This window comes from Pseudomonas marincola (genome assembly GCF_900682675.2).
Taxonomy (GTDB): Bacteria; Pseudomonadota; Gammaproteobacteria; order Pseudomonadales; family Pseudomonadaceae; genus Aquipseudomonas; species Aquipseudomonas marincola.
The window spans coordinates 4477596-4502753 of record NZ_LR215729.2; the positions used below are offsets into that span (position 1 = coordinate 4477596).

The 25158-nt window shown below is 57.9% G+C and carries 27 protein-coding genes; 12 read left to right on the top strand and 15 right to left on the bottom strand.

Annotated elements, in window-relative coordinates; all coding sequences use genetic code 11:
* Positions 1–144: 144 nt before the first annotated feature.
* The 8 genes from PMYSY11_RS20480 to PMYSY11_RS20515 form a co-directional block, all read right to left on the bottom strand.
* Positions 145–618 carry an Rsd/AlgQ family anti-sigma factor gene (locus tag PMYSY11_RS20480; protein ID WP_069898473.1) on the bottom strand — a complete coding sequence of 158 codons (474 nt, stop codon included), beginning with the start codon at positions 616–618 and terminating at the stop codon, positions 145–147.
* 279 nt (positions 619–897) lie between these two features.
* A complete protein-coding gene (locus tag PMYSY11_RS20485; protein WP_150547876.1) occupies positions 898–1389 on the bottom strand; it encodes a disulfide bond formation protein B in 492 nt (163 codons plus the stop codon).
* A gap of 154 nt (positions 1390–1543) precedes the next feature.
* Positions 1544–2791: a heme biosynthesis HemY N-terminal domain-containing protein gene (locus tag PMYSY11_RS20490; RefSeq protein ID WP_150547877.1), complete on the bottom strand. Its 1248-nt coding sequence runs from the start codon at positions 2789–2791 to the stop codon at positions 1544–1546.
* Complete coding sequence (locus PMYSY11_RS20495; RefSeq protein ID WP_069898476.1) at positions 2788–3930, bottom strand: uroporphyrinogen-III C-methyltransferase; 1143 nt, start codon at positions 3928–3930, stop codon at positions 2788–2790. Before PMYSY11_RS20495 ends, PMYSY11_RS20490 begins: the two co-directional genes overlap by 4 nt.
* 17 nt (positions 3931–3947) lie before the next feature.
* Positions 3948–4721 (bottom strand): uroporphyrinogen-III synthase, encoded by a 774-nt coding sequence (locus PMYSY11_RS20500; RefSeq protein WP_150547878.1) that lies wholly within the window; start codon positions 4719–4721, stop codon positions 3948–3950.
* Positions 4718–5656 (bottom strand): hydroxymethylbilane synthase, encoded by a 939-nt coding sequence (hemC, locus tag PMYSY11_RS20505; protein ID WP_150547879.1) that lies wholly within the window; start codon positions 5654–5656, stop codon positions 4718–4720. The genes PMYSY11_RS20500 and hemC overlap by 4 nt, the downstream gene beginning before the upstream one ends.
* Positions 5657–5774: 118 nt before the next feature.
* Positions 5775–6521 carry a LytR/AlgR family response regulator transcription factor gene (locus PMYSY11_RS20510; protein WP_069898479.1) on the bottom strand — a complete coding sequence of 249 codons (747 nt, stop codon included), beginning with the start codon at positions 6519–6521 and terminating at the stop codon, positions 5775–5777.
* The gene (locus PMYSY11_RS20515; protein WP_150547880.1) at positions 6518–7594 is read right to left on the bottom strand and encodes a sensor histidine kinase; all 1077 of its coding nucleotides are present in this window, start codon (positions 7592–7594) and stop codon (positions 6518–6520) included. The genes PMYSY11_RS20510 and PMYSY11_RS20515 overlap by 4 nt, the downstream gene beginning before the upstream one ends.
* A 409-nt stretch (positions 7595–8003) precedes the next feature.
* Between PMYSY11_RS20515 and argH the strand changes: the two genes are divergently transcribed.
* Positions 8004–9398, top strand: a complete 1395-nt coding sequence (argH, locus tag PMYSY11_RS20520) for an argininosuccinate lyase (RefSeq protein WP_090510009.1) — start codon at positions 8004–8006, stop codon at positions 9396–9398.
* Positions 9399–9453: 55 nt separating this feature from the next.
* On the opposite strand, the gene PMYSY11_RS20525 is transcribed toward argH, so the two are convergent.
* On the bottom strand, positions 9454–10119 hold the full coding sequence (locus PMYSY11_RS20525) for a glutathione S-transferase family protein (RefSeq protein WP_150547881.1): 666 nt from the start codon (positions 10117–10119) through the stop codon (positions 9454–9456).
* 142 nt (positions 10120–10261) lie between these two features.
* On the opposite strand from PMYSY11_RS20525, the gene PMYSY11_RS20530 reads away from it, so the two are divergent.
* From PMYSY11_RS20530 to PMYSY11_RS20545, 4 genes are all read left to right on the top strand, one after another.
* Positions 10262–10543: a hypothetical protein gene (locus PMYSY11_RS20530; protein WP_069898483.1), complete on the top strand. Its 282-nt coding sequence runs from the start codon at positions 10262–10264 to the stop codon at positions 10541–10543.
* A 71-nt stretch (positions 10544–10614) separates the two neighbouring features.
* Positions 10615–11412, top strand: coding sequence for a substrate-binding periplasmic protein (locus PMYSY11_RS20535; RefSeq protein ID WP_150547882.1), 798 nt, complete (start codon positions 10615–10617; stop codon positions 11410–11412).
* 188 nt (positions 11413–11600) lie between these two features.
* Positions 11601–11846, top strand: a complete 246-nt coding sequence (locus tag PMYSY11_RS20540; protein ID WP_069898485.1) for a TIGR02647 family protein — start codon at positions 11601–11603, stop codon at positions 11844–11846.
* 117 nt (positions 11847–11963) lie between these two features.
* Entirely contained in the window at positions 11964–14840 is a 2877-nt protein-coding gene (locus PMYSY11_RS20545; RefSeq protein ID WP_150547883.1) for a class I adenylate cyclase, read from the top strand.
* 8 nt (positions 14841–14848) lie between these two features.
* On the opposite strand, the gene rnk is transcribed toward PMYSY11_RS20545, so the two are convergent.
* Positions 14849–15259 (bottom strand): nucleoside diphosphate kinase regulator, encoded by a 411-nt coding sequence (rnk, locus tag PMYSY11_RS20550; RefSeq protein ID WP_069898487.1) that lies wholly within the window; start codon positions 15257–15259, stop codon positions 14849–14851.
* Positions 15260–15475: 216 nt separating this feature from the next.
* A complete protein-coding gene (gene cyaY, locus PMYSY11_RS20555) occupies positions 15476–15808 on the bottom strand; it encodes an iron donor protein CyaY (RefSeq protein WP_069898488.1) in 333 nt (110 codons plus the stop codon).
* Between the two features lie 390 nt (positions 15809–16198).
* Here cyaY and lptM point away from each other — a divergent pair, with 390 nt between their 5' ends.
* The 6 genes from lptM to PMYSY11_RS20585 are packed head-to-tail and all read left to right on the top strand — an operon-like array spanning position 16199 to position 20739.
* On the top strand, positions 16199–16324 hold the full coding sequence (gene lptM / locus PMYSY11_RS20560) for an LPS translocon maturation chaperone LptM (RefSeq protein WP_075723223.1): 126 nt from the start codon (positions 16199–16201) through the stop codon (positions 16322–16324).
* A 9-nt stretch (positions 16325–16333) separates the two neighbouring features.
* Positions 16334–17581 carry a diaminopimelate decarboxylase gene (lysA, locus tag PMYSY11_RS20565; protein ID WP_150547884.1) on the top strand — a complete coding sequence of 416 codons (1248 nt, stop codon included), beginning with the start codon at positions 16334–16336 and terminating at the stop codon, positions 17579–17581.
* Between the two features lie 5 nt (positions 17582–17586).
* Positions 17587–18417, top strand: coding sequence for a diaminopimelate epimerase (dapF, locus tag PMYSY11_RS20570; protein WP_150547885.1), 831 nt, complete (start codon positions 17587–17589; stop codon positions 18415–18417).
* The gene (locus PMYSY11_RS20575; protein ID WP_069898491.1) at positions 18414–19112 is read left to right on the top strand and encodes a DUF484 family protein; all 699 of its coding nucleotides are present in this window, start codon (positions 18414–18416) and stop codon (positions 19110–19112) included. Before dapF ends, PMYSY11_RS20575 begins: the two co-directional genes overlap by 4 nt.
* Positions 19113–19150: 38 nt before the next feature.
* Positions 19151–20047, top strand: a complete 897-nt coding sequence (xerC, locus tag PMYSY11_RS20580) for a tyrosine recombinase XerC (protein ID WP_150547886.1) — start codon at positions 19151–19153, stop codon at positions 20045–20047.
* Complete coding sequence (locus PMYSY11_RS20585; protein WP_069898493.1) at positions 20044–20739, top strand: HAD family hydrolase; 696 nt, start codon at positions 20044–20046, stop codon at positions 20737–20739. The genes xerC and PMYSY11_RS20585 overlap by 4 nt, the downstream gene beginning before the upstream one ends.
* Positions 20740–20864: 125 nt before the next feature.
* Here the strand turns inward: PMYSY11_RS20585 and sutA are convergent, their stop codons facing one another.
* The 4 genes from sutA to glnK all read right to left on the bottom strand — a co-directional run bounded on the left by sutA (position 20865) and on the right by glnK (position 24449).
* Positions 20865–21194: a transcriptional regulator SutA gene (sutA, locus tag PMYSY11_RS20590; protein WP_090509995.1), complete on the bottom strand. Its 330-nt coding sequence runs from the start codon at positions 21192–21194 to the stop codon at positions 20865–20867.
* Positions 21195–21428: 234 nt separating this feature from the next.
* Positions 21429–22679, bottom strand: a complete 1251-nt coding sequence (locus PMYSY11_RS20595) for an ammonium transporter (RefSeq protein ID WP_150547887.1) — start codon at positions 22677–22679, stop codon at positions 21429–21431.
* An 81-nt stretch (positions 22680–22760) separates the two neighbouring features.
* The gene (locus PMYSY11_RS20600; RefSeq protein WP_069898496.1) at positions 22761–24074 is read right to left on the bottom strand and encodes an ammonium transporter; all 1314 of its coding nucleotides are present in this window, start codon (positions 24072–24074) and stop codon (positions 22761–22763) included.
* A gap of 36 nt (positions 24075–24110) precedes the next feature.
* Positions 24111–24449: a P-II family nitrogen regulator gene (glnK, locus tag PMYSY11_RS20605; RefSeq protein WP_003096476.1), complete on the bottom strand. Its 339-nt coding sequence runs from the start codon at positions 24447–24449 to the stop codon at positions 24111–24113.
* A gap of 426 nt (positions 24450–24875) precedes the next feature.
* Between glnK and PMYSY11_RS20610 the strand changes: the two genes are divergently transcribed.
* Entirely contained in the window at positions 24876–25148 is a 273-nt protein-coding gene (locus PMYSY11_RS20610) for an accessory factor UbiK family protein (RefSeq protein WP_069898497.1), read from the top strand.
* Positions 25149–25158 lie beyond the last annotated feature (10 nt).

The following is a 25158-nucleotide window of genomic DNA, read 5'->3' on the forward strand; positions in this document are numbered from 1 at the left end:
ATTCAGGACAACGAGAAGTTTTCAGGACGTTAATCAGAGCAATAATTAACGCTTCAAGGCAGGCGTCATAGGCGCGTTTGCAGCGGGCCTTGTTCAGTGCCAACTGCAAACTCATCAGCTCGACTCACAGGGTTTTGCGACAACTTATACGGTGGCGCTGGCCTGATGTTGATGGGCGTTATGCAGCACTTCGATCAAGCAGTCTTCAAGGTCAAAGCGTTCATGGAGCAATTGCCCCAGTTGCTTGAGTTCATGTGCCTGGGATGCATTATCGCGGCAGTCGCCGTTATCGCAACGGTCGTTGAATGACAGCGCGACCTCAGTGATTGCATCAATACGCGGGTAGATTTTCTTGGCCAATTCCAAGCCGCGTTGATCATCGAAAGCCTTGGCCTCGTTGGTCAACTGCTCATAGACCTCGAAATGTCCTGCCGATACATAATCGACCAGAACTTCACAAAACCGTTGCAGTGCCTGCGTTGCGGCGGCGGAAGCCTGAGGCGCAGCGTGCACAGCATCATAGCTACTGATCAGCTCCTGGCGTTCCTGTAACCAACGATCGATTAACAGGTTTACACCACCCCAACGTTCCTGCGCGTTCTGACAACTCTCGAGCATGATGGCCTCACTTCCCTTATCGGTTTTTCTATTTTACGCCCGATCCGATACGTTTTATTTGACGGCCCAACAATCGCCTGATCAGGCAAATACGCCCAACACACTTTACTGCTTGATGGCCAGAGTATGCTGGCAAATTCGCCCCATCAAGCTACATGAGCGACAAATTTAATACGTACGTTTTAATCGCAATGCCGCGTCATTCGCGGCATCTAGCCAACAACAATACGCTCATTGGCGGCACAGCCCAAGCAACAAATTGACGCGCAGCGAGTGATGTCAGTCGCTGCGCAGCAGTTGCAACAGGGCGAAACCGATCATGCCGACAAAAGCCAACAAGCTCCACTCGGGAATGCTCATGCCGAAAAGCGTCCAGTTCACCTCGGCGCAATCTGCAGAACCGTGCAGAACCACCCGGATGATTTCCTGAAACGGCAGCGCGTCCATCATGTATTCAAGGCTCGGCAGGCACGCAGGCAGTTGATCTGCCGGCACCGTTTGCAACCAGATTTGCCGTGCGGCCGTGGCGGCGCCGCCAGCTGCAAACAGCAATGCAAATACCGAGTAGACGCGCGTACCGATGCGACCAGGACCGTGGATGGCACCGATCAGGCAGACCACGGCAAAAGCGATCACGAATATGCGTTGCAACACACACAGCGGGCATGGCTCAAGACCAACGATATGTTCCAGATAAAGTGCGCCACCCATCAAGGCAACGCAGCCCAGGAACGCAAGGGCGAATAATGAACGGGGTCTGGCCAACGACATGACAGCTCCAGCTGATTGAATAAAGACAGCTACGGTAGAGTAAAGCGCTTAGTGCATACAAGTGAAAACCGCCCATATAGAGCGGTTCCCATCCTGCTAATCCGACCATACGTCCGGATCAGATTTATCGACCTGCCGTGAAGCAGCAGCCCGGTCAGCGGCTGAGTGAGGCGGCTCTCGGCAAACCAATCAAGCGTTGATCAAGCAGGCCCAAGCCTTCCTGGAACAATTGATTACTGCGCTCCACTTCGCCTAACTGGGCAAGCAGCCTGGCCAGCTCGGCACAGGTTTCAGGATGACGCTGCAGGCGCATGCTGCTTTCTAAATAATCGCGGGCCTTGCCCCACAATTTGTTGTGCAGGCACAAACGACCCAGGGTCAGAAGCAAGCCGGCATCATCGGAGTGCGCCTTCAACCAACCTTCGGCCGCCTGCAACTGGCGAGTTGGGTTGGAACTGCGCAACAGTCCGTACAAGCGCACCAGACGGCTGTCGTATTTGCGCTGCAAGGCACTGCGCAGCAACTCTTCCGCGCCATCGTCATTGCCCAGCGCACGCAATTGATCCGCATAAACGGCAAGCAATTGCGGCTCTTGGCGCTGGTTTGCGGAAAGCTGCTGCCAGGCGTTGGTCAGGGTCGAGTTCGCTGAATCTGCCGACTGCTCATCGGTGTGTCCGGCATCGGCCAGACGCCCCGCCCAAGCCTGCGCCTCGATCACTTCGAGTTGCGCGTCAGTCAGCACCTTGTCTTTGCGCAGCTTAGGCAGCAAGCCCAGCAAAGCGGACCACTCCTTGCGCTCAACATAGATTTCCTGAAGTTTGAACAGCACCTGCTGATTGTCCGGGTAACGCTCGTGCATCACCTGCAAGGTTTCCAGCGCGGCCTGAGTTTCACCGCGCTCGATCTGAAACTCGGCGTCGGTCAAGGCAACAGCCAACTCAGCTTGTGGCTGGCGCTGTACTGCCTTTTCCAGCAAGGCTTCGCTTTCGCTGTATTTTTCCAGTTGGTGGGCTGCTCGCGCAGCGCCCAGGTAATACATCAGCGGCAATGGTGAATGATCGCCAGCGCGGCGCAAATGACGCAATGCGTGCTCCCAGCGGCCCTCGACCAAATCCACAAACCCTTGTTCGGTCGCCAGCTTGACCCGACGGCTGCGGTGACGACGAGACCATGGATTAACCCACTCGCCCGATACAAACACCAGGCGCAGGACTTGGCGCACCAGATACACCACCAACAAAATGGCGACCATCAGAGCCAAAAATACCCACAGGCTCGACTCGTAACGGAAGCCCTGATAGGCGAACAGCACATAACCTTTGTGTTCAGCGATGGCCAGCCCGAGCAAGGCCAGACCGCCCGCCACGAGCATCAGCAGAACCAGCAGATAAAACCGCTTCATTGGCTGGCATCCCCCGCTTCGGCTTCGTCAGCGGGCGCTGCGTCTTTGAGGCGCTCACGAGCGGATTGCTTGAGTTCGATATAAGCATCCACCGCAGTCAACGACTCGCTCAGATCCGGTGCATCCACCTCAATCGGCTTGTCGAACAGTTCGACGATGCGGTTACGCAATGCACGGCTGCTCGGGTTGTCCTGATTGAAGTTGGCATCAAGCACCTCAGCAGCCTGACGCATGGCTTGTTTGTAGACCGGCGTCTGCCCGTGCAAAGCGGCCCATTGCGCTTGTTCCAGCGCCAGGCTCAGGGCCAGACGCACCTGAACCAGGCTTTGCCCGGCGAGCAGCGGACGAACATTCTGGTCGGCATCGAAATCGAGGCGCACGTATTGCGATAGCTTATCCAGCCACTCGGCCCACCAGCCAGCTTCGTAGTTGGCCTGCGCAACGTCGTGCAGCACGCCGTCACCGCCATTGAAGACCGGATTGAGTGCAGTCAACTGTACAGCCTGATCACGCAGCGCACCGATCTGCAAAAACAGCCCGGTACGGTCCGGATTAGCAGTTGTGTGCAGGGCTTCCAAGCTCTTGGCTAATTGCTGACGGGCAGCATAGGCGGCCGGATCATCCTGACCGCGAAGAATTTCATCGGCAGCTTCAACCAGCGCAGTCGCACTGTTGATGTCTTGCAGTGCCGACAAGCGCAAACTGGCAAGACGCAACAAATGCTCGGCCTCGGCCAGACGCCACTCCTGACGACTGGCGCCGAGAACGGTTTCAAGGCGCTTGTTGAGCAGTTGCTGATCGGCTTGCAACTGCACAACCAGTTGGCGATTGGCTTCTAGCTTTTCGGGCGATGGCAACTGTTCCAGCCGCGCATCGAGCCCTTTAGCGCGCTCGGCGACCGCATCGGCTTGCGCTTCGGTACGCTGCAATTGGCTCAACTGCTGCTGGCCGCGCGTTTCGAGATCACGCACCTGCCAGACGCCCCAACCGCCAACAGCGACGCCTGCAGCGCCGAGCAAAAGCGCAATGATCGCTAAACCGTTACCTTTTGAAGGCTGTTTGTCCTTGGGCGGGCTCGGTGGCGTCGGGTTAACCGGAGTCGATTGCTCTGGCTCTTTTGGGGTAATCGCTTCGCTCACGTATCCATCCTTTGTTTTTAGGGGGCCGGTGCAGAGGTTTCCTGCAACGCTGCCAACAACGCCGCGGCATTCGCACCACGGCAATCCACAACAGTCTCAGCGCCAGCAGCGCTGGCCATTTCGGCAACTCTGGGGCTTGGTACAAACAAGGGTAGCTTGCTTAACGCTTTCCAGCGCTCGCCAGCCAGTAACAACAGGTTGCTCAGCCCCTGCCCACTACTGATCACCAGAGCGTTCAAACGTTCACGGCTGACTAACTCCGGCAACGCCGCAGGTGCGTATTGCGGCAGGGTACGCCGATACAGCGCTAGATAATCAACCACTACGCCCTGACTGCGCAAACGATCGGCGAGTAATTCACGTCCGTCTTCGCCGCGCATAATCAACACCCGCGGGTTTTGCACATGCGCAATGGCTTGTTGCAGTTGCGCCATGCCCAGTAGCGCTTCGCTGTCATCACCGCTAGCGGGGTAATGCACCTGCAGGCCCGCGTCGGCAATGATTTGTCCGGTTGCAGCGCCAACGCTAAACCACGGCTGAGTGGCTTGATGCTTTACGCTGTATTGATCGAGCAGGCTCAGGCCCAGCCGCGCAGCAGGTTTGCTGACCACGATAACCGCTCTGTAAGTGCCTATTTGCTCAATCACCGCGCGCTGCTCGTCGCCCGGCGCCAGCGCTTCGATCTTCAGCAGCGGCAAACTGCTGCTGAAGATTCCACGCTCGGCCAACACCTGTGCCAGCGCCGCAGACTCCTCTGCCGGGCGCGTCAGCAACAGGCGCCATTCACTCACTCGCTTGCGGCCTCGCCGTAAACCGCCTGCAAAATTGCCGCGGCGCCTTGCTGTAGCAGGTCTTCGGCCACAGCGACGCCCAGCTGTTCGGCGGCAGTTGCCGGCATCCGCTGCTGCGCGCTGAGCAGTTGGCTGCCATCGGGCTGGCCGACCAGGCCGCGCAACCACAACTGATCACCTTCAAGCAGTGCGTAGCAGGCTATAGGGACCTGGCAGCCACCATTGAGGTGCTTGTTCAGCGCACGCTCGGCGGTCACACGCATGGCGGTTTCGGCGTGGTGCAAAGGCGCCAGCAAGGCATGGATTTCGGTGTCTGCAGTACGGCACTCGATCCCCACAGCGCCCTGCCCGCCCGCTGGCAAGCTGTCGTCGACACTGATGCTTGCAGTGATCCGCGACTCGAAACCGAGGCGGATCAAACCGGCGGCCGCAAGAATGATGGCGTCATATTCGCCGGCATCAAGCTTGGCCAGACGCGTGTTGACGTTGCCGCGCAGGAACTGGATTTTCAGGTCTGGACGACGCGCCAGCAACTGGGCCTGACGGCGCAAGCTGGACGTGCCAACGACGCTGCCAGCAGGCAATGCATCAAGACTGGAATAGGTGTTGGAGACGAATGCATCGCGCGGGTCTTCACGCTCGCAGATGCAATACAGACCCAGGCCTTGCGGGAAGTCCATCGGCACGTCTTTCATTGAGTGGACAGCGATATCGGCCTGATCTTCGAGCATGGCGGTTTCAAGCTCTTTGACGAACAGGCCCTTGCCGCCGATTTTCGCCAGCGGCGCATCCAGCAGCTTGTCGCCACGGCTGACCATCGGCACCAGGGTAACAATCAGCCCCGGATGCGCTTGTTCAAGCCGAGCTTTTACATGCTCTGCCTGCCACAAGGCCAAAGCACTTTTACGGGTAGCAATACGAATTTCGCGAGGCATTGAGGCATTTCCAGAAAACGAACTGCCCCAGATAATAACAGGCTATGCCAGTGGCGACCTCCCGCTGCGACGCATCGCAGCATGGGTCGCGACAACCAGCCGCAACCAATACCGGAGGCTACAGAGCGCTCATAAGTTTGCGAACGCCCGCCACGTGACGCCGGCTGACAACCAGCGCATCGCCATTCAAGCCTTTCAGGTACAACTGGAAATGGCCGAGAGGTGTGCGTTGCAGGCGCTCGATACGATCACGGGCGACCAAGGCGTTACGGTGAATTCGCACAAACCTGTCGCCGAATTCGTCCTCAAGCGCTTTCAGCGGCTCATCAAGCAGGACTTCGCCTTGCTCATGACGCAGGGTCACGTATTTGTGGTCGGCAATGAAATAGACCACTTGATCCAGCGGAATCAGCTCGATGCCTTTGCGGGTACGGGCACTGATATGGGTGCGGGGTTCGCCACCGGAAACGGCTGCCGGACGAGTCAAGGCCGCCAGTTGCACACGGTTGGGCCGTTCAGCCTTTTTCAGCGCCTCAACCAGATGCTCCGGGCGCACCGGTTTCACCAAATACCCCACAGCGCTGACCTGGAATGCCTCAAGGGCAAATTCATCATGCGCTGTACAAAAGATAACCGCTGGCGGGGCATCGCGTTCGCAAAGCTTGGCCGCCACTTGCAGGCCATCGAGGCCCGGCATACGGATGTCGAGCAGGACCACATCCGGTTTCAAACTGTCGATCAGGCTCAGTGCTTCTTCGCCGTTGCTCGCAGCCGGCTCAAGAACACGGTAACCATCAAGTTCGCCCACCATTCGGCTAAGGCGTTCACGCGCTAAGGGTTCGTCATCGACGATCAGGACATTCATAGTGCTCTGGCTTCCTGCGTGAGTCTCGCACAAGGATAGCGTAGACGGGTGTAGTGTCGACCGTCACGGCGCTCCACGCTGAGACTGGCCCGAGGTCCAAAAAGTGCCGTAAGACGTGCATCAATGTTATCCAATGCCTGATGCGTTCCATTGGAGGGCGCCGTTTCGGCACCCGCGTCATACGGATTGCTCACGATCAACTGAAACACGCCTTCACTATAGCTGGCGTCGATACAAACCTTGCCACCTTCTATGCGCGGCTGGATGCCATAGATCAATGCATTCTCCAGTAATGGTTGTAGTGTCAGTTGAGGAATCGGCAAATCATCCGGTACATCAGCAACTTCCCATTGCAACTGTAGACGCTCGCCAAGCCGATAGTGTTCGATCGACAAATATCGTTTCGCCAACTCCAGCTCTTCACTCCACGAAACCAGGCTGCCGGGCTTGGCCAGACTGGCTCGAAACAAATCCGACAGATCCAGTACCGCTTGCTCGGCCTTGTAGGGATCGACCACCACCAGGCTGGCAATACTGTTAAGACTGTTAAACAGAAAATGCGGACGTATCCGCGCTTGCAAGGACTCGATGCGCGCACGCAACTCGGCCTGCTCCTGCTTACGCCACTGACTCTGCAGATAAAAATAGCGTAGCAGTAGTGCGGACATGATCAGGCTGATCAGCGCATGTCGCAGGTATAAATTCACTTCACCCTGGCGTGCCAGCTGGCCGCCAAGGGAAAAATAATCGGCGACGGCGGTGCAAATCAGCGTCAGCCCGACCACGATGGAACAGCACATGAATGCGGCCAAAGGTGTCGGCATGCGCGCCATTACCGGGCGTAGCTGACAAAGCAGGGCTGCCGACAACAGCAAAATCCATTGCACAAATAATGAGGCAAGCGCCAGCCTGACCCAGTTGAACACCGGCACCATCGGCTCTGCCAATACCAGTACAAAAACCAGTAATTCGGCGAGTAAAACCATGCTCAGCAAGGCTTCCGGCTTGCACAGCTCGGGCACAAAAAATTCGTCGACTGCCGCCACGTGATTGTTGGTTTTCTTATTAAGCATCAACCCGGATTCCGCGTGAGCTGCATACGCAGCGTGCAAGACCATTCTTGCTGAACAAAGCAAAGCGCCAGGCAAGTGTTCCCAGCACCAGAAACTGCACCATCAAAAATGCCACGGGGCGTGTTTGTGAACACAACTTTGGGGCTATTTTGTGCAGGCGCTATCGTCGCGCTTTACCTGCGCAAAGGCTCCTGTAAAAAAGCACTGGCGCTGCAAAGTGTGAACCACAGTGCATTCCGAGGTGCACCCGGCAAATGACCGTTAACGCATCCTGACAAACGAATTTAGCTGCGACCCTGTTATTATCGACGAACTTTTAGCTCATGCAGTGCTTGGCAGGTTGTACGAGGCTTTTTCCGCACCTTGCCATACCACTTGCATGGAACAGCGCACCAGCCGAGCGAATCCCATGAGTACTGAAAAGACCAATCAATCCTGGGGCGGCCGCTTCAGCGAGCCAGTCGACGCCTTCGTCGCCCGTTTTACAGCATCCGTTGAGTTCGACAAACGCCTTTACCGCCATGACATCATGGGCTCTATTGCCCATGCGACCATGCTCTGCAAAGCGTCGGTCCTGACAGAAGACGAGCGCGACACCATCATCGACGGCCTGCACAAGGTTCAGGCCGAGATCGAAGCGGGCCAGTTCGAGTGGAGCATTGAGCGCGAAGACGTTCACATGAACATTGAAGCGCGCCTGACCGACCTGATTGGCATCACCGGCAAAAAACTGCACACCGGCCGCAGCCGTAACGATCAGGTGGCTACCGATATCCGCCTGTGGTTGCGCGACGAAATTGACCTGATCCTGGCTGAAATCACCCGCCTGCAAAAAGGCCTGCTGGAACAAGCCGAGCGTGAAGCCGAAACCATCATGCCCGGTTTCACCCACTTGCAGACCGCGCAGCCTGTGACCTTTGGTCATCATCTGCTGGCGTGGTTCGAGATGCTCTCGCGTGACTACGAGCGTCTGGTCGACTGCCGCAAGCGCACCAACCGCATGCCGTTGGGCTCAGCGGCACTGGCCGGCACCACCTACCCGATTCAACGCGAAATCACGGCTGAGCTGCTAGGCTTTGAAGCCATCAGCGGCAACTCACTGGACGGCGTTTCCGACCGCGACTTCGCCATCGAATTTTGCGCGGCGGCCAGCGTAGCGATGATGCACCTCTCGCGCTTCTCCGAAGAGCTGGTGTTGTGGACCAGCGCGCAGTTCCAGTTCATCGAACTGCCAGACCGTTTCTGCACCGGCAGCTCGATCATGCCGCAGAAGAAAAACCCGGATGTACCGGAGCTGGTACGCGGCAAGACCGGCCGGGTATTTGGTGCCCTTACCGGCCTGCTGACCCTGATGAAAGGCCAACCGCTGGCCTACAACAAGGACAATCAGGAAGACAAAGAGCCGCTGTTCGATGCCGCCGATACGCTGCGTGACAGCCTGCGCGCCTTCGCCGACATGATCCCAGCCATCAAGCCCAAGCACGCGATCATGCGTGAAGCGGCATTGCGCGGTTTCTCGACCGCAACGGATTTGGCTGATTATCTGGTGCGCAAAGGCCTGCCTTTCCGCGACTGCCACGAAATTGTCGGCCACGCCGTGAAGTACGGCGTAGACACTGGCAAAGACCTGGCCGAGATGAGCCTTGAAGAGCTTCGCCAGTTCAGCGACCAGATCGAGCAGGATGTATTTGCCGTTCTGACGCTGGAAGGTTCGGTGCAAGCGCGTGACCACATCGGCGGCACCGCACCTGCGCAAGTTCGCGCAGCCGTTAAGCGCGGCGAACAGTTGCTGGCCAGCCGCTGACTGGCGGGATGTCAGATCAGGCTCGCGGCGGGCCTGATCTGACCCTTGATTTGTACTAGCCCTGCGCCCGCGCCTTGATCATCGCCAGAAACTCTGGCATCTGCGCCTCTTTAGCGGCCGCAATTGCCTGCACATTGGCATTGCCGTTGAGCTTCGCGAGCAGCTGCGCCGCCTGCGGGAAGCCTGCCAGCAGATCAAGACCGAACACGGTTTTCCCCACCGCACAGGCTAAATCCACGCTGTACAAAAAGTAGATATCCGCCAAGGTAAACGTATCACCCGCCACATACGGGCTAAAACGCCCATGGCGCTTGAGCGCGGCAAAGCCATCCAGCAACTCGGCCTTGGTCCGCTCCTTGATTGCATCCGGCACCTGCATACCAAAGAAGGCTTCGGGATAACACATGCGGGCAGGCAGCTCGATATACAGTTCAATTTCGCGCATCAGAGCGCGGACTTGAGCGCGCGCAAAAGGCTCGGCTGGCAAGAGCGCTTTGCCACTGCCGCAAGCCTCCAGATGTTCAAGAATGGCGCTGGTTTCGCTGATAAAACCCTGTTCGACCTCAAGCACCGGCACTTTGCCGCGTGGGCTTTTGGCATAGAACTCAGGCGTCTTTTCGGCAAATGCCAGAACTTCCTCGAACTCCATGCCCTTTTCCAGCAGGGCGAGCTTGACCATGTTGTAGTAATTGCTAACGGCAAAACCGTGCAGTTTGAACATTTCGGGCGCTCCAGAAGATGACTGCGGGTCAATACTTATAGCACCTAAAGCACGCCAGACTGCACGCGGATAGACAGGATGAATAGCGCAGCAAAGCGCACACTGGCAAACTTGATTAACTCTTTAAATTGCGAGCACTACCATGAGCGAAATAGACAATGATGATGAATCGTTTGCCGCTGACAAACTGATCGAAGCCATCGAAAATCAACTGGAGGCCGGGGAACCAGCAGCCGCTCAGGCCACTCTGAATAAACTGACGCTGGTAGGTTATGAGCGTGCAGACAGCGTGGAGATGATGGCCATGGTTCTGGCCAATGAAGTCAACCGCATGTTTGCTGAAGATCGCCCCTTTGACAGCGCACGTTACGAGCAGCTTTTGCGTGCCCTGCCGCAGTTGCCGGAGGACGATGAGAGCAATTGATAAAACCCCTGAATCATGTCGGCGGCCGCAGCCGTGATAGGCAAAGCACCTCAATAACCTCATTTCTGGGTATGAGCTTGCTGAGCGCATTGCTGCTGTTGAGTTCAGGGAGTTACGTGGCCGCCGATGAGCGCATCAGAATCGGCGCCGAAGACGACTGGTATCCGTTCAGCGCGCTACGCAATGAGCATATTCAGGGCATGTCGGTTGATATTGTCCGCGCCGCCTTTGCCGCCGGCGGCGCGCAGATCGAATTGCAATCCTACCCCTACACGCGTTGCATGCAGCTTAGCCTCAAGGGTGTGCTGGCCGGCTGTTTCAACACCACGCCCACTGCCAGTACCCGCGCCCAATATCTGCTGCCTGAAGAGCCCTTGTTCAGCGATGACATTGTGCTGTGGGCACGCAAGGATTACCCGCTCGCCTCGATTACCCCGACGCAGCTGGCCGGCCACTCGATAGCCGTCACCAGCGGCTACGAGTACGGCACCGGGTTCGACAGCGACACCCGCTTCAAGCGAGTCTTTGTGCGACGCGACTTGCATGGCTTTCGTATGGTTGAACATAACCGCGTCGACTTCGTGGTGGCGTTTCGCACCGTTGCGCACAGTCTGTTCCGTGAGTACAACGACCTGACCGACGAATTCAAACCGCTGCTCATTGTCGCAAGGCCCAAGCTCTACCTGAGCTTTTCGCGGGTTAATCCGCACTCGCCCACACTCATCCAGCAGTTTGATCGGGGCATGCGCGCCATTCGTGCAGACGGCCGTTATCTGCAAATTCTTGATCATTGGCAACACACTCAGTCAGCAGACCAACCCGCGTCTAACTACACTACAGGGAAACACGGCAAGCCCGATGCGCGCTGAATGAAGACTGACCATTAGCGCATGGAGCAAAGCTGTAAGTTCGTGCTAACGTCAAACCGCCTGTTTAATGATTCCTCACACAAGCAATGCCGCAGCACTAGGTTTCGTACGGCGCCGTCACCGCGTCTGTACCCATATACATCCCGAACGCCGCCCGAGTGGCGGTGACTACAACAAGTGGAGTACCTATGGCCTATACCCCTGAGTTAATTGCCGAGCTGGAAATTCTGTCGCTCTTCAACATGGACAGCACGCAGGAAGGCATCAAGGTTCACCAAACCGCAGCGCCCACCGCAGTGGCGGCGGCAAAAAGACTGCACGAAAAAGGCATGATCAGCCGCGAAGATGGCGGTTACCTGACCGGCCTGGGCCATGATGCCGCCGAACACGCGCAAGCCCTGTTGATTATTCTTACCAGCAAAGAAACCGCTTAACCCGCCCTCCCTAAGCCCAACCGCCGATTGCCTTAAGAAATCCGGCGGCTGGGCGATATAGCGTCTAGACCTATTCCGCCCGAAGAGCCTTACAGGCATCTGCAGTCGAGCCTGAACATGACGCGCAACCAAGAACTCCGCCCAGACCTAGACGACGGTATCGACCGTAAAGTCCTGAGCCAGTTGCGCGCGCGATTCATGAGCATTAATCAAGGTCGCCTGCTGCGCGCCCTGCAACCACTCTCGGCAAGGCAGCGGGCCGTGATAAAGCTGCTGCCGCTGCTGTTTGATGTAAACCATCCTTTGCTGCCCGGTTATGTAAGCGGACTAACGCCTGCCGGGCTCAGCGCCTATCAGCCAGACAACGAGGCACTGGCCGAGGCGCAGCGCTTAACACGCTCGTTCACCTACAAACCGCTGCCAAGAATGGCGCCCAGAGCGCTGCACGGGCTGTTTTTGATGGGCAGTCTCGGCACGCTGGCGCAAGCGGAACAGAGCGACATGGATGTATGGCTGTGCCATGCCCCGGACATTGATGAACAAGGGCTGGCAGAGCTGCGCAATAAAGCCCGGCTGCTCGAACAGTGGGCGATCAGCATGGGCGCGCAACTGCATGTGTTTCTGGTCGACCCGCAGCGTTTCCGGCAAGCCGAGCGCGATGCCCGCCTGACCTCGGATGACTGTGGCACGACCCAGCATTACCTGCTGCTCGACGAGTTTTATCGCACGGCAATCTGGCTCGCCGGCCGCACACCGCTTTGGTGGCTGGTGCCAGCGTTTGAAGAGCACCGTTATGACGACTACACCCATCAACTGCTGAGCAAGCGCTTCGTTGCCGCTGATGAGGTCATCGACTTTGGCCATCTGGCGCACATCCCGCCGAATGAGTTCGTCGGTGCCGGCATGTGGCAGTTGTTCAAGGGTATCGAGTCGCCTTACAAGTCCGCGTTAAAACTGCTGCTCACCGAGGTCTACGCCAGCGAGCACCCGCAGGTCGAGTGCCTGGCCTTGCGCTTCAAGCGCGCGGTGTACGCCAACCAACTCGACCTCAATGAACTCGATCCATATCTGGTGGTGTATCGCCGGCTGGAAGAATATTTGAGCACCAGCCAGAGCAGCGAACGGCTGGAGATGGTGCGCCGCTGCCTGTACCTAAAAGTTAATCGCATGCTCAGCCGGCCGCCGCGCAACCGCCAGAAAAGCTGGCAACGCGTGCTTCTCGAAAAGCTGTGCCGGGAATGGCAGTGGGATGAGCGCCAGTTGCGCCTGCTCGACAGCCGCAGCCAGTGGAAACTTCGTCAGGTCAGTAACGAGCGCCGCATGCTGATCAACGAGCTGACCTACAGCTATCGCTTCCTGCAGAAATTCGCCGCCGACCTGAAAATCAGCACCTCGACCAGCAAGCGCGACTTGGCGCTACTCGGCAGGCGTTTGTATGCCGCCTTTGAACGGCGTCCGGGCAAGATCGAATTCTTCAATCCGGGGATAGCACCCGACTTGGGCGAGGATGCACTGACGCTGGTTCAGCATACCCAGCCAGACACTGCAGAGCCCACGCAATGGGCACTTTACAGCGGCAATCTGGTGACCAGCGAGATCAGCAATTTTGCGCCGTTAAAACGCACCAGCAACCTGATCGCGCTACTTACCTGGTGCCATCGTAACGGGGTGATCGACAGCGGCACGCACTTGTCGCTGCATCCGGGCAGCAGCGACCTGAGCGAGTTCGAGCTGGCCAATCTGCTCGACAGCCTGCAACAGACCATCAAACTGCCGCTGGCCACCGCCACGGAAGCCGAACTCCTGCGCAGCAGCATCCCGCGCTCAGTTTTATTACTGGTGAATGTCGGCATCGACCCGCTGAAACAGCACAGCCAATTGAATGTCCATCTAGCCACCGACCAGACCGATGCACTGAATTACTCGGGCGCGCAGGACAATCTGGTGCAGTGCATAGACCGCGTCACGCTCAACAGCTGGAACGAGGTGCAGGTCAAACATTATCAGGGGCCCAATGCACTGCTCGACTGTTTGCGCGATCACCTGGATACGCTGCCGGTGAATGCAGAGCTGCCTGCGCTGAGCGTGAAATGCTTCTGCCGCAACCGTGCCAACACCATTACCAAACGCGTTGAAAGCCTGTTCATCGAAAGCCAGAAACACTATCGCGCGGCAAGGCCGAGTCGCTTTCTGTTGCAGATCCAGCATCAGTATCACGTACTGGAGTTGGTCCCCAGGCAAGTGCGCCATATAGCGCTGAAAAACCGCGCGGCACTGGTGGATTATCTTGGCCAGCCGCAAAGCCAATTCGTCGATTTGCGGCTGGACAGCAATGCCCTGCCCCGCGACGATCTCAGACTGATTCTCGGCAGTGCCCGCACTGATTGTATTCAGGTGTTCTACCGCCTGTTTGCGCAAACTCAGGAAGCCGAGATCAGCGTGCTCGACGAGCACAATGCCTTGTGGCGCCAACGCTGCCCGCTGCAAAGCGAGCAACACATGTTGATCCCGCTGGATCGTCTGCTGCAATCGCTGCTGTTCCGGCGCAGCGCGCGCGGCCAGCTCGACCCGTCAACGTCGCCGGATGAACTTGAGGTGGTGTATTACCAATTGCTCTGCAACAGCAATGGCATGGTCACAGGCGTTCAGCGCATCGAGCTGCAACGCTCGACGGTGAGCGATCCGTTTTACGATATTCAGGCGATTATCGAGCCAGGCGCTGGCAAGCGTTTGCAGGTGACGCTGTATTGCAATCACCGCGAATTCTCGGCGCTGGAATATGCCGAAGGACTATTCGTCGCCGTGGCCCGCGAGATACTCGCGCAACGCAAAGCTGACGAAAACTATCCGTGCTACATCAGCGATATCGACTACACGGCTGTAGACCAGCAAAAACCGATGCAGACGGTGCAGGCGCTGCGTTACAAGACCACACTGGAATTGGCGCTGAACAAGGCGCTAAGCAGCCCCAAGCTCAACACCCAGCCCCGTTAGCGAAGGACTCAGACGCCGATATCGCCCGCTGCTTCTGGCTGATATTCCACTTCGAGCAGGGTCAGTTTGAGCACTTTGCCTGTCGGCGAAGTCCAGTCAATCTGCTGGCCCACAGTGAGGCCCAGCAAGGCGCTGCCCACCGGAGCAAGAATAGAAACCTTGCCTTCGCCGCCCGCATCCTGTGGATAAACCAGCGTGAGGTGATAGTCCTTGCCGCTGACTTCTTCGCGGCAATGCACGCGCGAGTTCATGGTGACCACACCCGCTGGCACTTCATCCGGACCCACGACTTCGGCGCGGTCCAGTTCATCCTGCAGGGCTTCTGCGCCCGGACCAAAATCTTCAAGGCTGTCGAGCAGTCGCTCAAGGCGCTGCATGTCGAGGCGGGTAATCGTGATCGACGGTGTGGTGTTACTCATGATGAAGGCAGCTCTCCTGATTGACTTGCGAAAATTTAATCCTGAAAAAAGCAAAACCCCGCCTCAGAGACGGGGTTTGATAAACACGCAGCCTGACCGTATCACAGCCATTTAAATAAACAAGACCGTGCGGTCATGATGCCGCTGCCTTATCGGGCATAATTGCCCCAGGCTATCGCAGGTTAGGCCGCAGCCACGAACAGGCCTGCTGGAGAATCAGAGTTCATCGAACTCCAGATCGGCGCCGGATTGCTCCTGAGTAATGCGCACCAGCATTTCGCCCAACAGCTCATCGCTGCTGTCGCAGATCCAGCGGTCGGAGTCCTGATCGTAATCGAAGTGGAAACCACCCGAACGCGCAGCAACCCACAACTGGCGGATCGCTTCCTGACGGCTGAGGATCAATTGTGTGCCGTTCTCGAAACGTACAGTGAGTACGCCCGCCGAATTTTCCAGATCTATATCCAGATCGCTGTCATCGAAAATGTCTTCTACCGCTTGCTGTGCGGCATCCACCAAATCGTGAAAGCGGGCTTCGGTCAAACTCATTGCGCACTACCTCTGTTCTACAAAAACGATAATTTGCCACGCTGACAATTGGCCAGCACCACCTGAATTGGCTCGCAGCATAGCCGAGCAAGGCTTGCGCGGCACCCTTGGCGCACGCTTTATTGTGCCTGATGATCCCGCCACCCAGCCGCAAAAGCGCATTTCAGACGCCAAAGCCCGGGCGGGCTGCGCCTATTGTGCAAAAAACCATCACAGCTAAACAGCCCCATACAGGTTACGGTGACTCGCCCGCCCAGCTCACCGGCGCCTATGGCCCAAGCATTTACCCGTGCAGCAAAGCCCCGCCAGACGGAAACCCCAGCGCATAGGCAAGCTGGCAGGGGGTCGGTATACTCGGGCGCAATAGTGATTTATTACAAGGATTTCCCCATGAAGCGACTGCTTACCGCCTTTATCGCGCTCGTCGCCGTCACTTCCCTGCTCTCAGGCTGTGGCCAGAAAGGCCCCCTGTATTTGCCGGATGACAGCCAAGCCGACGCAGCGCAGACCGAATAGGGACGGAATATGAACGTTTTCAACTACCGCGACGGTGAACTGTTCGCGGAAGGCGTGGCGTTGTCCGCCATTGCCGAACGCTTTGGTACGCCGACGTATGTTTACTCGCGTGCGCACATTGAAGCGCAATACAACGCCTACGCCGACGCGTTGCAGGGCATGCCGCATCTGGTGTGTTTTGCGGTCAAGGCCAACTCCAACCTCGCGGTGCTGAATGTTCTGGCGCGCCTCGGTTCGGGTTTCGATATTGTCTCGCGCGGTGAGCTTGAGCGTGTACTGGCCGCTGGCGGCACGCCGGACAAGATCGTGTTTTCCGGTGTGGGTAAAACCCGCGACGACATGCGCCGTGCGCTGAGTGTTGGCGTGCATTGCTTCAACGTCGAATCACGCGACGAGCTTGAGCGCCTACAGGAAGTAGCGGCCGAGATGAAGGTCAAGGCTCCGGTTTCGCTGCGGGTCAACCCGGACGTCGACGCGGGCACTCACCCGTATATTTCGACCGGTCTCAAAGAGAACAAGTTTGGTATCGCCATCAGCGAAGCCGAAGCGGTTTATGCCCGTGCAGCCGAGCTTTCGAACCTGCAGATTATCGGCGTCGATTGCCACATCGGCTCGCAGCTGACCACGCTGCCGCCGTTCCTCGATGCGCTGGACCGCCTGTTGGTTCTGGTCGACCGCCTTGCCGAGAACGGCATCCAGATCAAGCATCTGGATCTGGGTGGCGGTTTGGGCGTGCAGTACCGCGATGAAGAGCCGCCACTCGCCGGTGACTACATCAAAGCGGTACGCGAGCGTCTGGCAGGCCGTGACGTGGCACTGGTGTTCGAGCCGGGTCGCTCCATTGTCGCTAACGCCGGTGTTCTGCTGACGCAGGTTGAATACCTCAAGCACACCGAACACAAGAATTTCGCCATCGTCGATGCGGCCATGAACGACCTGATTCGTCCGGCGCTGTATCAGGCCTGGATGGATGTGAAAGCCATCAAGCCACGTGACGCGGCAGCCCAGCAGTACGACATTGTCGGGCCGATTTGCGAGACTGGCGACTTCCTCGCCAAAGACCGCGAGCTGGCGTTGGCCGAAGGTGATCTGCTGGCTGTTTGCTCGGCCGGTGCCTACGGTTTTGTGATGAGTTCCAACTACAACACGCGCGGCCGTGCGGCCGAAGTGATGGTGGACCACAATCGCGCCACGGAAGTACGCAGCCGCGAGACTTACAGCGAACTCTATGCGGGCGAAAGCCGGCTGCCGGAGTAACCGCGATGCTTCTGCGCTTTACCAAAATGCACGGGCTGGGCAATGACTTCATGGTCCTCGACCTGGTCAGCCAACACGCGCATATCCAACCCAAGAATGCCAAGCAGTGGGGCGACCGCTACACGGGCGTCGGCTTCGATCAGCTGTTGATCGTGGAGCCGCCGAGCAACCCCGATGTCGACTTCCGCTACCGGATTTTCAACTCCGACGGCACTGAAGTCGAACAGTGCGGCAACGGTGCGCGCTGTTTCGCCCGCTTTGTACTGGACAAGCGCCTGACCACCAAGCGCACCATCCGGGTTGAAACCAAAGGCGGCATCATCGAGCTTAACGTGCGCAATGACGGCCAGATCACGGTCGACATGGGCCCGCCGCGCCTGATCCCGGAGCAGATCCCGTTCCAGGCCGAGGCGCAGGCGCTGAGTTATCAGGTGCAGGTTGACGAGCAGAACGTCGAGTTGGCGGCCGTGTCGATGGGCAATCCGCATGCGGTGTTGCGCGTGGATAACGTCGGCAACGCGCCGGTGCACAGCCTCGGCCCGAAAATTGAACATCACCCGCGCTTCCCGCAGCGAGTCAATGTCGGCTTTTTGCAGGTGATTGACCGCCAGTTTGGCAAGTTGCGCGTGTGGGAACGTGGCGCCGGGGAAACCCAGGCGTGCGGCACTGGCGCGTGCGCGGCAGCAGTCGCGGCGATCAGTCAGGGCTGGATGGACTCACCCGTGCAACTGGAATTGCCAGGCGGCAAACTCACAATCGAATGGGCAGGCCCCGGCCAATCGGTCATGATGACCGGCCCGGCTGTACGCGTCTACGAAGGACAGGTTCGCTTATGACAGACCAGCAGGATTCACCCAAGCCACTCGACTCGGAAACAGTAGCCGCTTACCTGCGCCTGCACCCGGAGTTCTTCATCGACCACGATGAGCTGATCCCCGAGCTGCGCATTCCGCACCAGCGCGGCGACACTATTTCACTGGTTGAACGGCAGGTGAAACTGCTCCGCGAGCGCAACATCGAGATGCGTCATCGCCTGTCTCAGCTGATGGACGTGGCGCGCGACAATGATCGTCTGTTCGAGAAAACCCGTCGCCTGACCCTCGATATTCTCGATGCTGCCAGCCTTGAGGAAGTGGTCATCGCGGTTGAAGACAGCCTGCGCAACGAGTTTCAGGTGCCCTTCGTCAGCCTTATCCTGTTCAGCGAAACAACCCTGCCGGTCGGGCGTTCGATGGCTATCAGCGAAGCCCAGCAAGCCATTGGCGGCCTGATGACCAGCGGCAAAACCATCTCTGGCGCCCTGCGCGAACACGAGCTGGCATTTCTGTTTGGTAAAACCGCTGCGACCGATGTCGGCTCTGCCGCCGTCGCGACCATTTCCCATCAGGGCCAGCATGGCGTCTTGGCAATTGGCAGCGCTGATCCACAGCACTACAAGAGTTCGGTCGGCACGCTGTTTCTGAGTTATATCGCCGAGGTGCTGGCACGGGTTTTACCGCGCCTGGCCACGCCGCTGCGCTCCGTGCGTTAAGAGGCCACGCCAGCAATCGACGCCCTCCGGGAGCCATCATGCAAACCCAGCTGGACGCCTACCTTGAGCACTTGCGCAGTGAGCGCCAGGTTTCCAGCCACACGCTGGATGGTTACCGCCGCGACCTGATCAAGCTGCGTGAGTTTGCCGAGCGCGAAGCGATCAGCGACTGGAACGGCCTCGACATTGCCCGCCTGCGGCGCCTGATCGCCCATCTGCACAGACAAGGTCAATCGGGCCGCAGTCTTGCGCGCCTGCTCTCGGCCACACGCGGTTTGTACAAATACCTCAATCGTCTGGGTTACTGCCAGCACGACCCGGCTAACGGCCTGATGCCGCCCAAGGGCGAACGCCGGCTGCCGAAGACGCTGGACGCCGATCGCACCTCGCAATTGCTCGACGGCGCTGTGGAGGACGACTTCATCGCCCTGCGCGACCAGGCCATGCTTGAGCTGTTCTATTCATCTGGTTTGCGCCTCTCCGAGTTGGTCAGCCTTAATCTCGACGGCCTCGATCTGCCAGCCGGTCTGGTGCGCGTGATTGGTAAAGGCAACAAAACCCGTGAACTGCCGGTTGGGCGCATGGCCCGCAAAGCGCTGGAAAACTGGCTGGCCGTGCGCGTACTGAGCAATCCTGCGGACGGCGCAGTGTTTGTCAGCCAGAAAGGCAAACGCATTGGCGCACGCGCGGTGCAATTGCGGGTCCGTGAAGCCGGCGTGCGCGAGCTGGGCCAGCATGTTCATCCGCATATGCTGCGTCACTCCTTTGCCAGTCATATTCTCGAGTCGTCGCAAGATCTGCGCGCGGTTCAGGAGTTACTGGGCCATGCTGATATCGCCACGACCCAGATCTACACCCATCTCGACTTTCAGCATTTGGCCACGGTCTACGACCAAGCCCATCCGCGAGCAAAACGTAAAGGCACCTCTGAATGACCATCAAGCTAATCACCTTCGACCTCGACGACACGCTGTGGGACGTTACTCCGGTGATGCAGGACGCCGAAACGGCGCTGCGTAACTGGCTGGTGATGTATGCGCCGAAACTTGGCGCGGTGCCGGTCGAGCACTTGTGGGCCATCCGCAATCGCCTGCTGGAAGCAGAGCCTGGCCTGAAGCATCGGCTCAGCGAGCTGCGTCGGCGAATTCTGCTGAATGCGCTGTGCGGTGCTGGCTACCCTGCAAGCGAGGCTAAGGCCCTGGCTGAAACCGGTTTTCAGGTGTTTCTGGCGGCGCGTCATCAGGTCGAGTTGTTCGCCGAGGTGCATCCAACGCTGGAAGCGCTGGCGAGTCGTTACAAGCTCGGCGTGATCACCAACGGCAACGCGGATGTGCGCCGGCTGGGGCTGGCCGACTATTTCCAGTTTGCCCTGTGCGCGGAAGATCTTGGCGTGGGCAAACCCGACCCCAAGCCGTTTGAAGAGGCGTTACGCCTGGCCGGAGTTGCGCCTGAGCATGCGGTGCATATCGGCGATCATCAAAGCGATGATATCGGCGGCGCCAAGGCCGCTGGCCTGCGGGCGATCTGGTTCAACCCGCAAGGGCGAATCTGGGAGGGCGAAACAGCCGCAGACGGTGAAGTGCATAGTCTGGCAGAGCTGCCAGCGCTATTGGATAGCTGGGAATAGCATAAGGCCGCGACACTGCTCTGCAGGCAAAAGCACCTGAGCGTGGCGCGGCACTATGCCGGGCACTGCTGAAAAGTCCGCGGACGTCGCTTGCGGGCGGGTACTTTTCAGCAACCCGGATCTGATCAGATAGGACGGCTGCCGTACTTGCTGTCGGGCTTTTTGGGCGGATCGGAAACCACGTTGGGTTCGACTTCCTGCACCTTGCCACCACGCGCCAGAAACTCTTCCATTGCCTGCGCCAGTGCATCACGTTCTTTCTGCTTCGCTTCTACGCTTGGCAGGTCATCCGGATCCACAGCAGCCTTGGCTTTGGTCTTGCTCTTGCTGGTGGTTACGACTTCACCGTCATCATCATCGTCAGAAGAATCGATATCGTCGGCTGTTGCCAGCTCCTCGCTATCGTCCTCTTCAACGCTGTCCATATCGTCTTGTTCCAGATCTTCGTCGCTCATGTTCAACCTCATGACTTGCGAAAGCAGAATAGTTATAGCCCAGCGCAGCCGTTTTAAAAGCACCGCCAGTAAAAATTCAGATGCCCTTGCATGACATAGACGCACAAAGTCTTCGACGTCAGCTCGGACGCAGATCCGGCTGCATGGCAATCCCGGATCTACGGCGCGCATTCTAGCGTGCCCGCAGAAAAAACAAAGGGCGCCAGAGGCGCCCTCGTTAAAACTTTTGGCTAATCAGGACTTGGTGAACTCCGGATAAGCTTCCATGCCGCATTCTGCAATGTCGACACCTTCGTACTCTTCTTCTTCGCTGACGCGCAGACCAATCACCGCTTTGATGATCGACCACACCACGAGGCTGGCTACAAACACCCAGGCGAAGATCGAAGCGATACCCAGCAGCTGAGCGCCAATGGTTGCGTCCGGGTTGGTCAGGCAAACTGCCAACAGGCCCCAGATACCGCAAACACCGTGTACCGAGATCGCACCCACCGGGTCATCGAGCTTGAGCTTGTCCAGAGCAAGAATCGAGAACACCACCAGAATGCCGCCCACACCACCAATCAGAGTGGCTTGCAGGGCAGACGGGGTCAGCGGCTCAGCAGTGATTGCCACCAGGCCAGCCAGTGCACCGTTGAGTGCCATGGTCAGGTCGGCCTTGCCGAACAGAATGCGCGCGACGATCAGCGCCACGATCAGGCCGCCAGCAGCCGCCATGTTGGTGTTAACGAACACCTGAGCCACTGCGTTAGCGTCTTCGATGGTGCTCATTTTCAGCTGTGAGCCACCGTTGAAGCCGAACCAGCCCATCCACAGGATGAATGCGCCCAGTGTCGCCATCGGCAGGTTGCAGCCCGGAATCGCATTGACCTGGCCGTTAGGGCCGTATTTGCCTTTACGTGCGCCCAGCAGCAGTACACCGGCCAGAGCAGCAGCAGCGCCCGCCATGTGCACAACACCCGAACCTGCGAAGTCGAGGAAACCAGCGCTGTTAAGGAAGCCTGCGCCCCATTTCCAGAAACCCTGAACCGGGTAGATGAAACCAGTCATCACCACCGCGAAGGTCAGGAATGCCCAGAGCTTCATACGCTCGGCAACTGCACCCGAAACGATCGACATGCAGGTTGCAGCAAACACAACCTGGAAGAAGAAGTCGGAACGCAGCGAGTAGTAAGGGGCATCATCGCCACCCGCCAGAACGGCTTCGACGGTGTGCTCATCACCAATCAGGAAACCCAGGCTTGGCAGAATGCCGCCTTCAGGGCTCGAATACATGATGTGATAACCAATCACCAGATACATCACACTCGCTACCGCATAAAGCGCGATGTTTTTGGTGAGGATTTCAGTGGTGTTCTTGGCGCGTACCAGGCCGGATTCGAGCATGGCAAAACCCGCTGCCATCCACATAACCAGTGCGCCGCAAATCAAGAAGTAGAATGTATCAAAGCCATACGTCAATGCAGTCAATGCTGTGTTGTCCATGTGCCACCTCGCTCCGATGCGCTTTTATTGTTAGCGCTATTCGCTTGAAGCGCCCGGGTTGGCTCCGGGCGCCCTCAGTGTTTAAAGGTTGTAACCGCGCTCGTTGTGCAGGGCGAGATCGAGACCGATGGTCTCTTCTTCCTCGCTGACGCGCAGACCCATCACCATGTCCAGCACCTTGAGGATGACGAAGGTCACCACGGCGGTGTAGATAACGGTGAATGCCACGCCCTCGAACTGCACCCAAAGCTGAGCAGGAATGTCTTCGACTGTGCCGAAACCGCCCAGCGAAGGCGCTGCAAATGCCCCCGTGAGGATTGCCCCGACGATGCCGCCCACTGCGTGCACACCAAACACATCCAGCGAGTCGTCATAACCCAGCTTGCGTTTGAGTGATGTGGCGCAGAAGAAGCAGATAGTCCCCGCAGCAAAACCGATCACCAAAGCCCCCATCGGCCCTGCAGTGCCCGACGCCGGAGTAATGGCTACCAGGCCTGCAACAGCACCCGAAGCAATACCCAGAACGCTTGGCTTACGGTGAGTGATCCACTCGATGAACATCCAGCTCAGTGCCGCAGCAGCTGTGGCAATCTGCGTGACCAGCATGGCCATGCCCGCAGTACCGTTAGCTGCAACAGCGGAACCCGCGTTAAAACCGAACCAGCCGACCCAGAGCATGCTCGCACCAATCAGGGTGTAGCCCAGGTTATGTGGCGGCATGGCAGTAGTTGGGAAGCCTTTACGCTTGCCCAGCACCAGACACGCAACCAAACCTGCGATACCCGCGTTGATGTGCACGACCGTACCGCCCGCGAAGTCGAGAACGCCCCAATCCCACATCAGGCCACCGTCACCACTCCAGACCATGTGAGCGATCGGCAGATAGACGATGGTGAACCAGATCGCCATGAACACCAGCATCGCCGAGAACTTCATGCGTTCGGCGAAAGCGCCGACGATGAGGGCCGGGGTGATGATGGCGAAGGTCATCTGGAAGGTAATGAACACGCTTTCCGGAACGCTGGCGACCAGGCTGTCGACCGTCAAACCGCTGAGGAAGGCTTTGGAAAGGCCGCCCACAAACGAGTTGAAGTTGACGACGCCCTGCTCCATGCCCGTGGTGTCAAAAGCCATGCTATAGCCGTAGACAACCCACAGGACGCTAATAAGAGCGCAGATTGCAAAACACTGCATGAGCACCGACAGGACGTTCTTGGAACGCACCATACCGGCGTAAAACAGTGCCAGACCAGGGATGGTCATGAACAATACAAGAACGGTTGCTACCAGCATCCAAGCTGTATCACCGCCGTTCAGACTTGCCTCATCGGCCAGGGCAATTCCCGGAACGAGAGACAAAAGGGCTCCTAGCCCTGCGAATTTACGCAGAGTCATGGTTTAACTCCTGGGGCGTGGGGTTCGGTTCGGGGCTTAAATCGCGTCTGTATCGGTTTCGCCGGTACGGATGCGGATCGCCTGTTCCAGGTTAACTACGAAAATTTTGCCGTCACCGATCTTGCCGGTGTTGGCTGCTTTGGTAATGGCCTCGATGACGCGATCGAGTTGATCGTCAGCGATGGCTACGTCGATTTTTACTTTTGGTAGGAAATCGACCACGTATTCGGCGCCGCGGTACAGTTCGGTATGGCCTTTCTGACGACCGAAGCCTTTGACTTCAGTGACAGTGATGCCCTGCACGCCGATCTCCGACAGTGATTCGCGGACGTCGTCCAGCTTGAACGGCTTGATGATGGCAGTGACTAGCTTCATGTAACTCTCTCCCGTGTAAGGTGGACTTGCCCCAGGAATTTCGAACCCGGCTCAAGTCTAAGCGCAGTGTCTGGCTTTTGTAATGCACCGGTTGCCTTGAAAGCCGAAATAGCTGCAGGACAACCTGTTCTCAACCAACCGCTACCAGCGAAACACTTCCCCGCTTCGCCTGACGCACCGGAACTGCATCGGTGCATCCGTCATCAAGGACTAAGCAGATTCCTTGCCAAAGTCGTGAAAAGCTCAATTTTTCATGCAGTTAGCCCTAAAACACTGGTTTTCAGACGGGTTTGACCAACGGTATACGCACAACATCGGTGCACAGCGCCAAGCCGCTACGCTCGATAATCGGGCGCGCCGGAGCGCTGCCTTCTGCGGCAGAAAACGCGTGATACACTGGCGCCAAACGTATCTGGATAAACACCTATGTTGCCGCCAAAAGCCCTGCTTGATGCTCTCAGCACCCACGCATCCCGCCTGTTCAGTGGTGATACACCCTTGCCACGTAACGAATTCGAACAGCAGTTCAAGATGATGCTGCAAAGTGCATTCAGCAAACTCGACCTGGTCAGCCGCGAAGAATTCGACAGCCAGATGGTTGTGCTGGCCCGCACCCGCGCCCGCCTTGAAGCCCTTGAAGCCAAGGTCGCGGCCATGGAAGCAGACGCCGAACAGACGCCACCACCACCCGCCGAGTAAACCTCACTCG

Bases quoted from the DNA above. Each gene is read 5' to 3' on its own strand.
- PMYSY11_RS20480 (WP_069898473.1), bottom strand. From the start codon at position 618: ATGCTCGAGAGTTGTCAGAACGCGCAGGAACGTTGGGGTGGTGTAAAC.
- PMYSY11_RS20485 (WP_150547876.1), bottom strand. From the start codon at position 1,389: ATGTCGTTGGCCAGACCCCGTTCATTATTCGCCCTTGCGTTCCTGGGC.
- PMYSY11_RS20490 (WP_150547877.1), bottom strand. From the start codon at position 2,791: ATGAAGCGGTTTTATCTGCTGGTTCTGCTGATGCTCGTGGCGGGCGGT.
- hemC (WP_150547879.1), bottom strand. From the start codon at position 5,656: ATGCCTCGCGAAATTCGTATTGCTACCCGTAAAAGTGCTTTGGCCTTG.
- PMYSY11_RS20510 (WP_069898479.1), bottom strand. From the start codon at position 6,521: ATGAATGTCCTGATCGTCGATGACGAACCCTTAGCGCGTGAACGCCTT.
- PMYSY11_RS20515 (WP_150547880.1), bottom strand. From the start codon at position 7,594: ATGCTTAATAAGAAAACCAACAATCACGTGGCGGCAGTCGACGAATTT.
- argH (WP_090510009.1), top strand. From the start codon at position 8,004: ATGAGTACTGAAAAGACCAATCAATCCTGGGGCGGCCGCTTCAGCGAG.
- PMYSY11_RS20525 (WP_150547881.1), bottom strand. From the start codon at position 10,119: ATGTTCAAACTGCACGGTTTTGCCGTTAGCAATTACTACAACATGGTC.
- PMYSY11_RS20530 (WP_069898483.1), top strand. From the start codon at position 10,262: ATGAGCGAAATAGACAATGATGATGAATCGTTTGCCGCTGACAAACTG.
- PMYSY11_RS20535 (WP_150547882.1), top strand. From the start codon at position 10,615: ATGAGCTTGCTGAGCGCATTGCTGCTGTTGAGTTCAGGGAGTTACGTG.
- PMYSY11_RS20540 (WP_069898485.1), top strand. From the start codon at position 11,601: ATGGCCTATACCCCTGAGTTAATTGCCGAGCTGGAAATTCTGTCGCTC.
- PMYSY11_RS20545 (WP_150547883.1), top strand. From the start codon at position 11,964: ATGACGCGCAACCAAGAACTCCGCCCAGACCTAGACGACGGTATCGAC.
- rnk (WP_069898487.1), bottom strand. From the start codon at position 15,259: ATGAGTAACACCACACCGTCGATCACGATTACCCGCCTCGACATGCAG.
- cyaY (WP_069898488.1), bottom strand. From the start codon at position 15,808: ATGAGTTTGACCGAAGCCCGCTTTCACGATTTGGTGGATGCCGCACAG.
- lptM (WP_075723223.1), top strand. From the start codon at position 16,199: ATGAAGCGACTGCTTACCGCCTTTATCGCGCTCGTCGCCGTCACTTCC.
- lysA (WP_150547884.1), top strand. From the start codon at position 16,334: ATGAACGTTTTCAACTACCGCGACGGTGAACTGTTCGCGGAAGGCGTG.
- dapF (WP_150547885.1), top strand. From the start codon at position 17,587: ATGCTTCTGCGCTTTACCAAAATGCACGGGCTGGGCAATGACTTCATG.
- PMYSY11_RS20575 (WP_069898491.1), top strand. From the start codon at position 18,414: ATGACAGACCAGCAGGATTCACCCAAGCCACTCGACTCGGAAACAGTA.
- xerC (WP_150547886.1), top strand. From the start codon at position 19,151: ATGCAAACCCAGCTGGACGCCTACCTTGAGCACTTGCGCAGTGAGCGC.
- PMYSY11_RS20585 (WP_069898493.1), top strand. From the start codon at position 20,044: ATGACCATCAAGCTAATCACCTTCGACCTCGACGACACGCTGTGGGAC.
- sutA (WP_090509995.1), bottom strand. From the start codon at position 21,194: ATGAGCGACGAAGATCTGGAACAAGACGATATGGACAGCGTTGAAGAG.
- PMYSY11_RS20595 (WP_150547887.1), bottom strand. From the start codon at position 22,679: ATGGACAACACAGCATTGACTGCATTGACGTATGGCTTTGATACATTC.
- PMYSY11_RS20600 (WP_069898496.1), bottom strand. From the start codon at position 24,074: ATGACTCTGCGTAAATTCGCAGGGCTAGGAGCCCTTTTGTCTCTCGTT.
- glnK (WP_003096476.1), bottom strand. From the start codon at position 24,449: ATGAAGCTAGTCACTGCCATCATCAAGCCGTTCAAGCTGGACGACGTC.
- PMYSY11_RS20610 (WP_069898497.1), top strand. From the start codon at position 24,876: ATGTTGCCGCCAAAAGCCCTGCTTGATGCTCTCAGCACCCACGCATCC.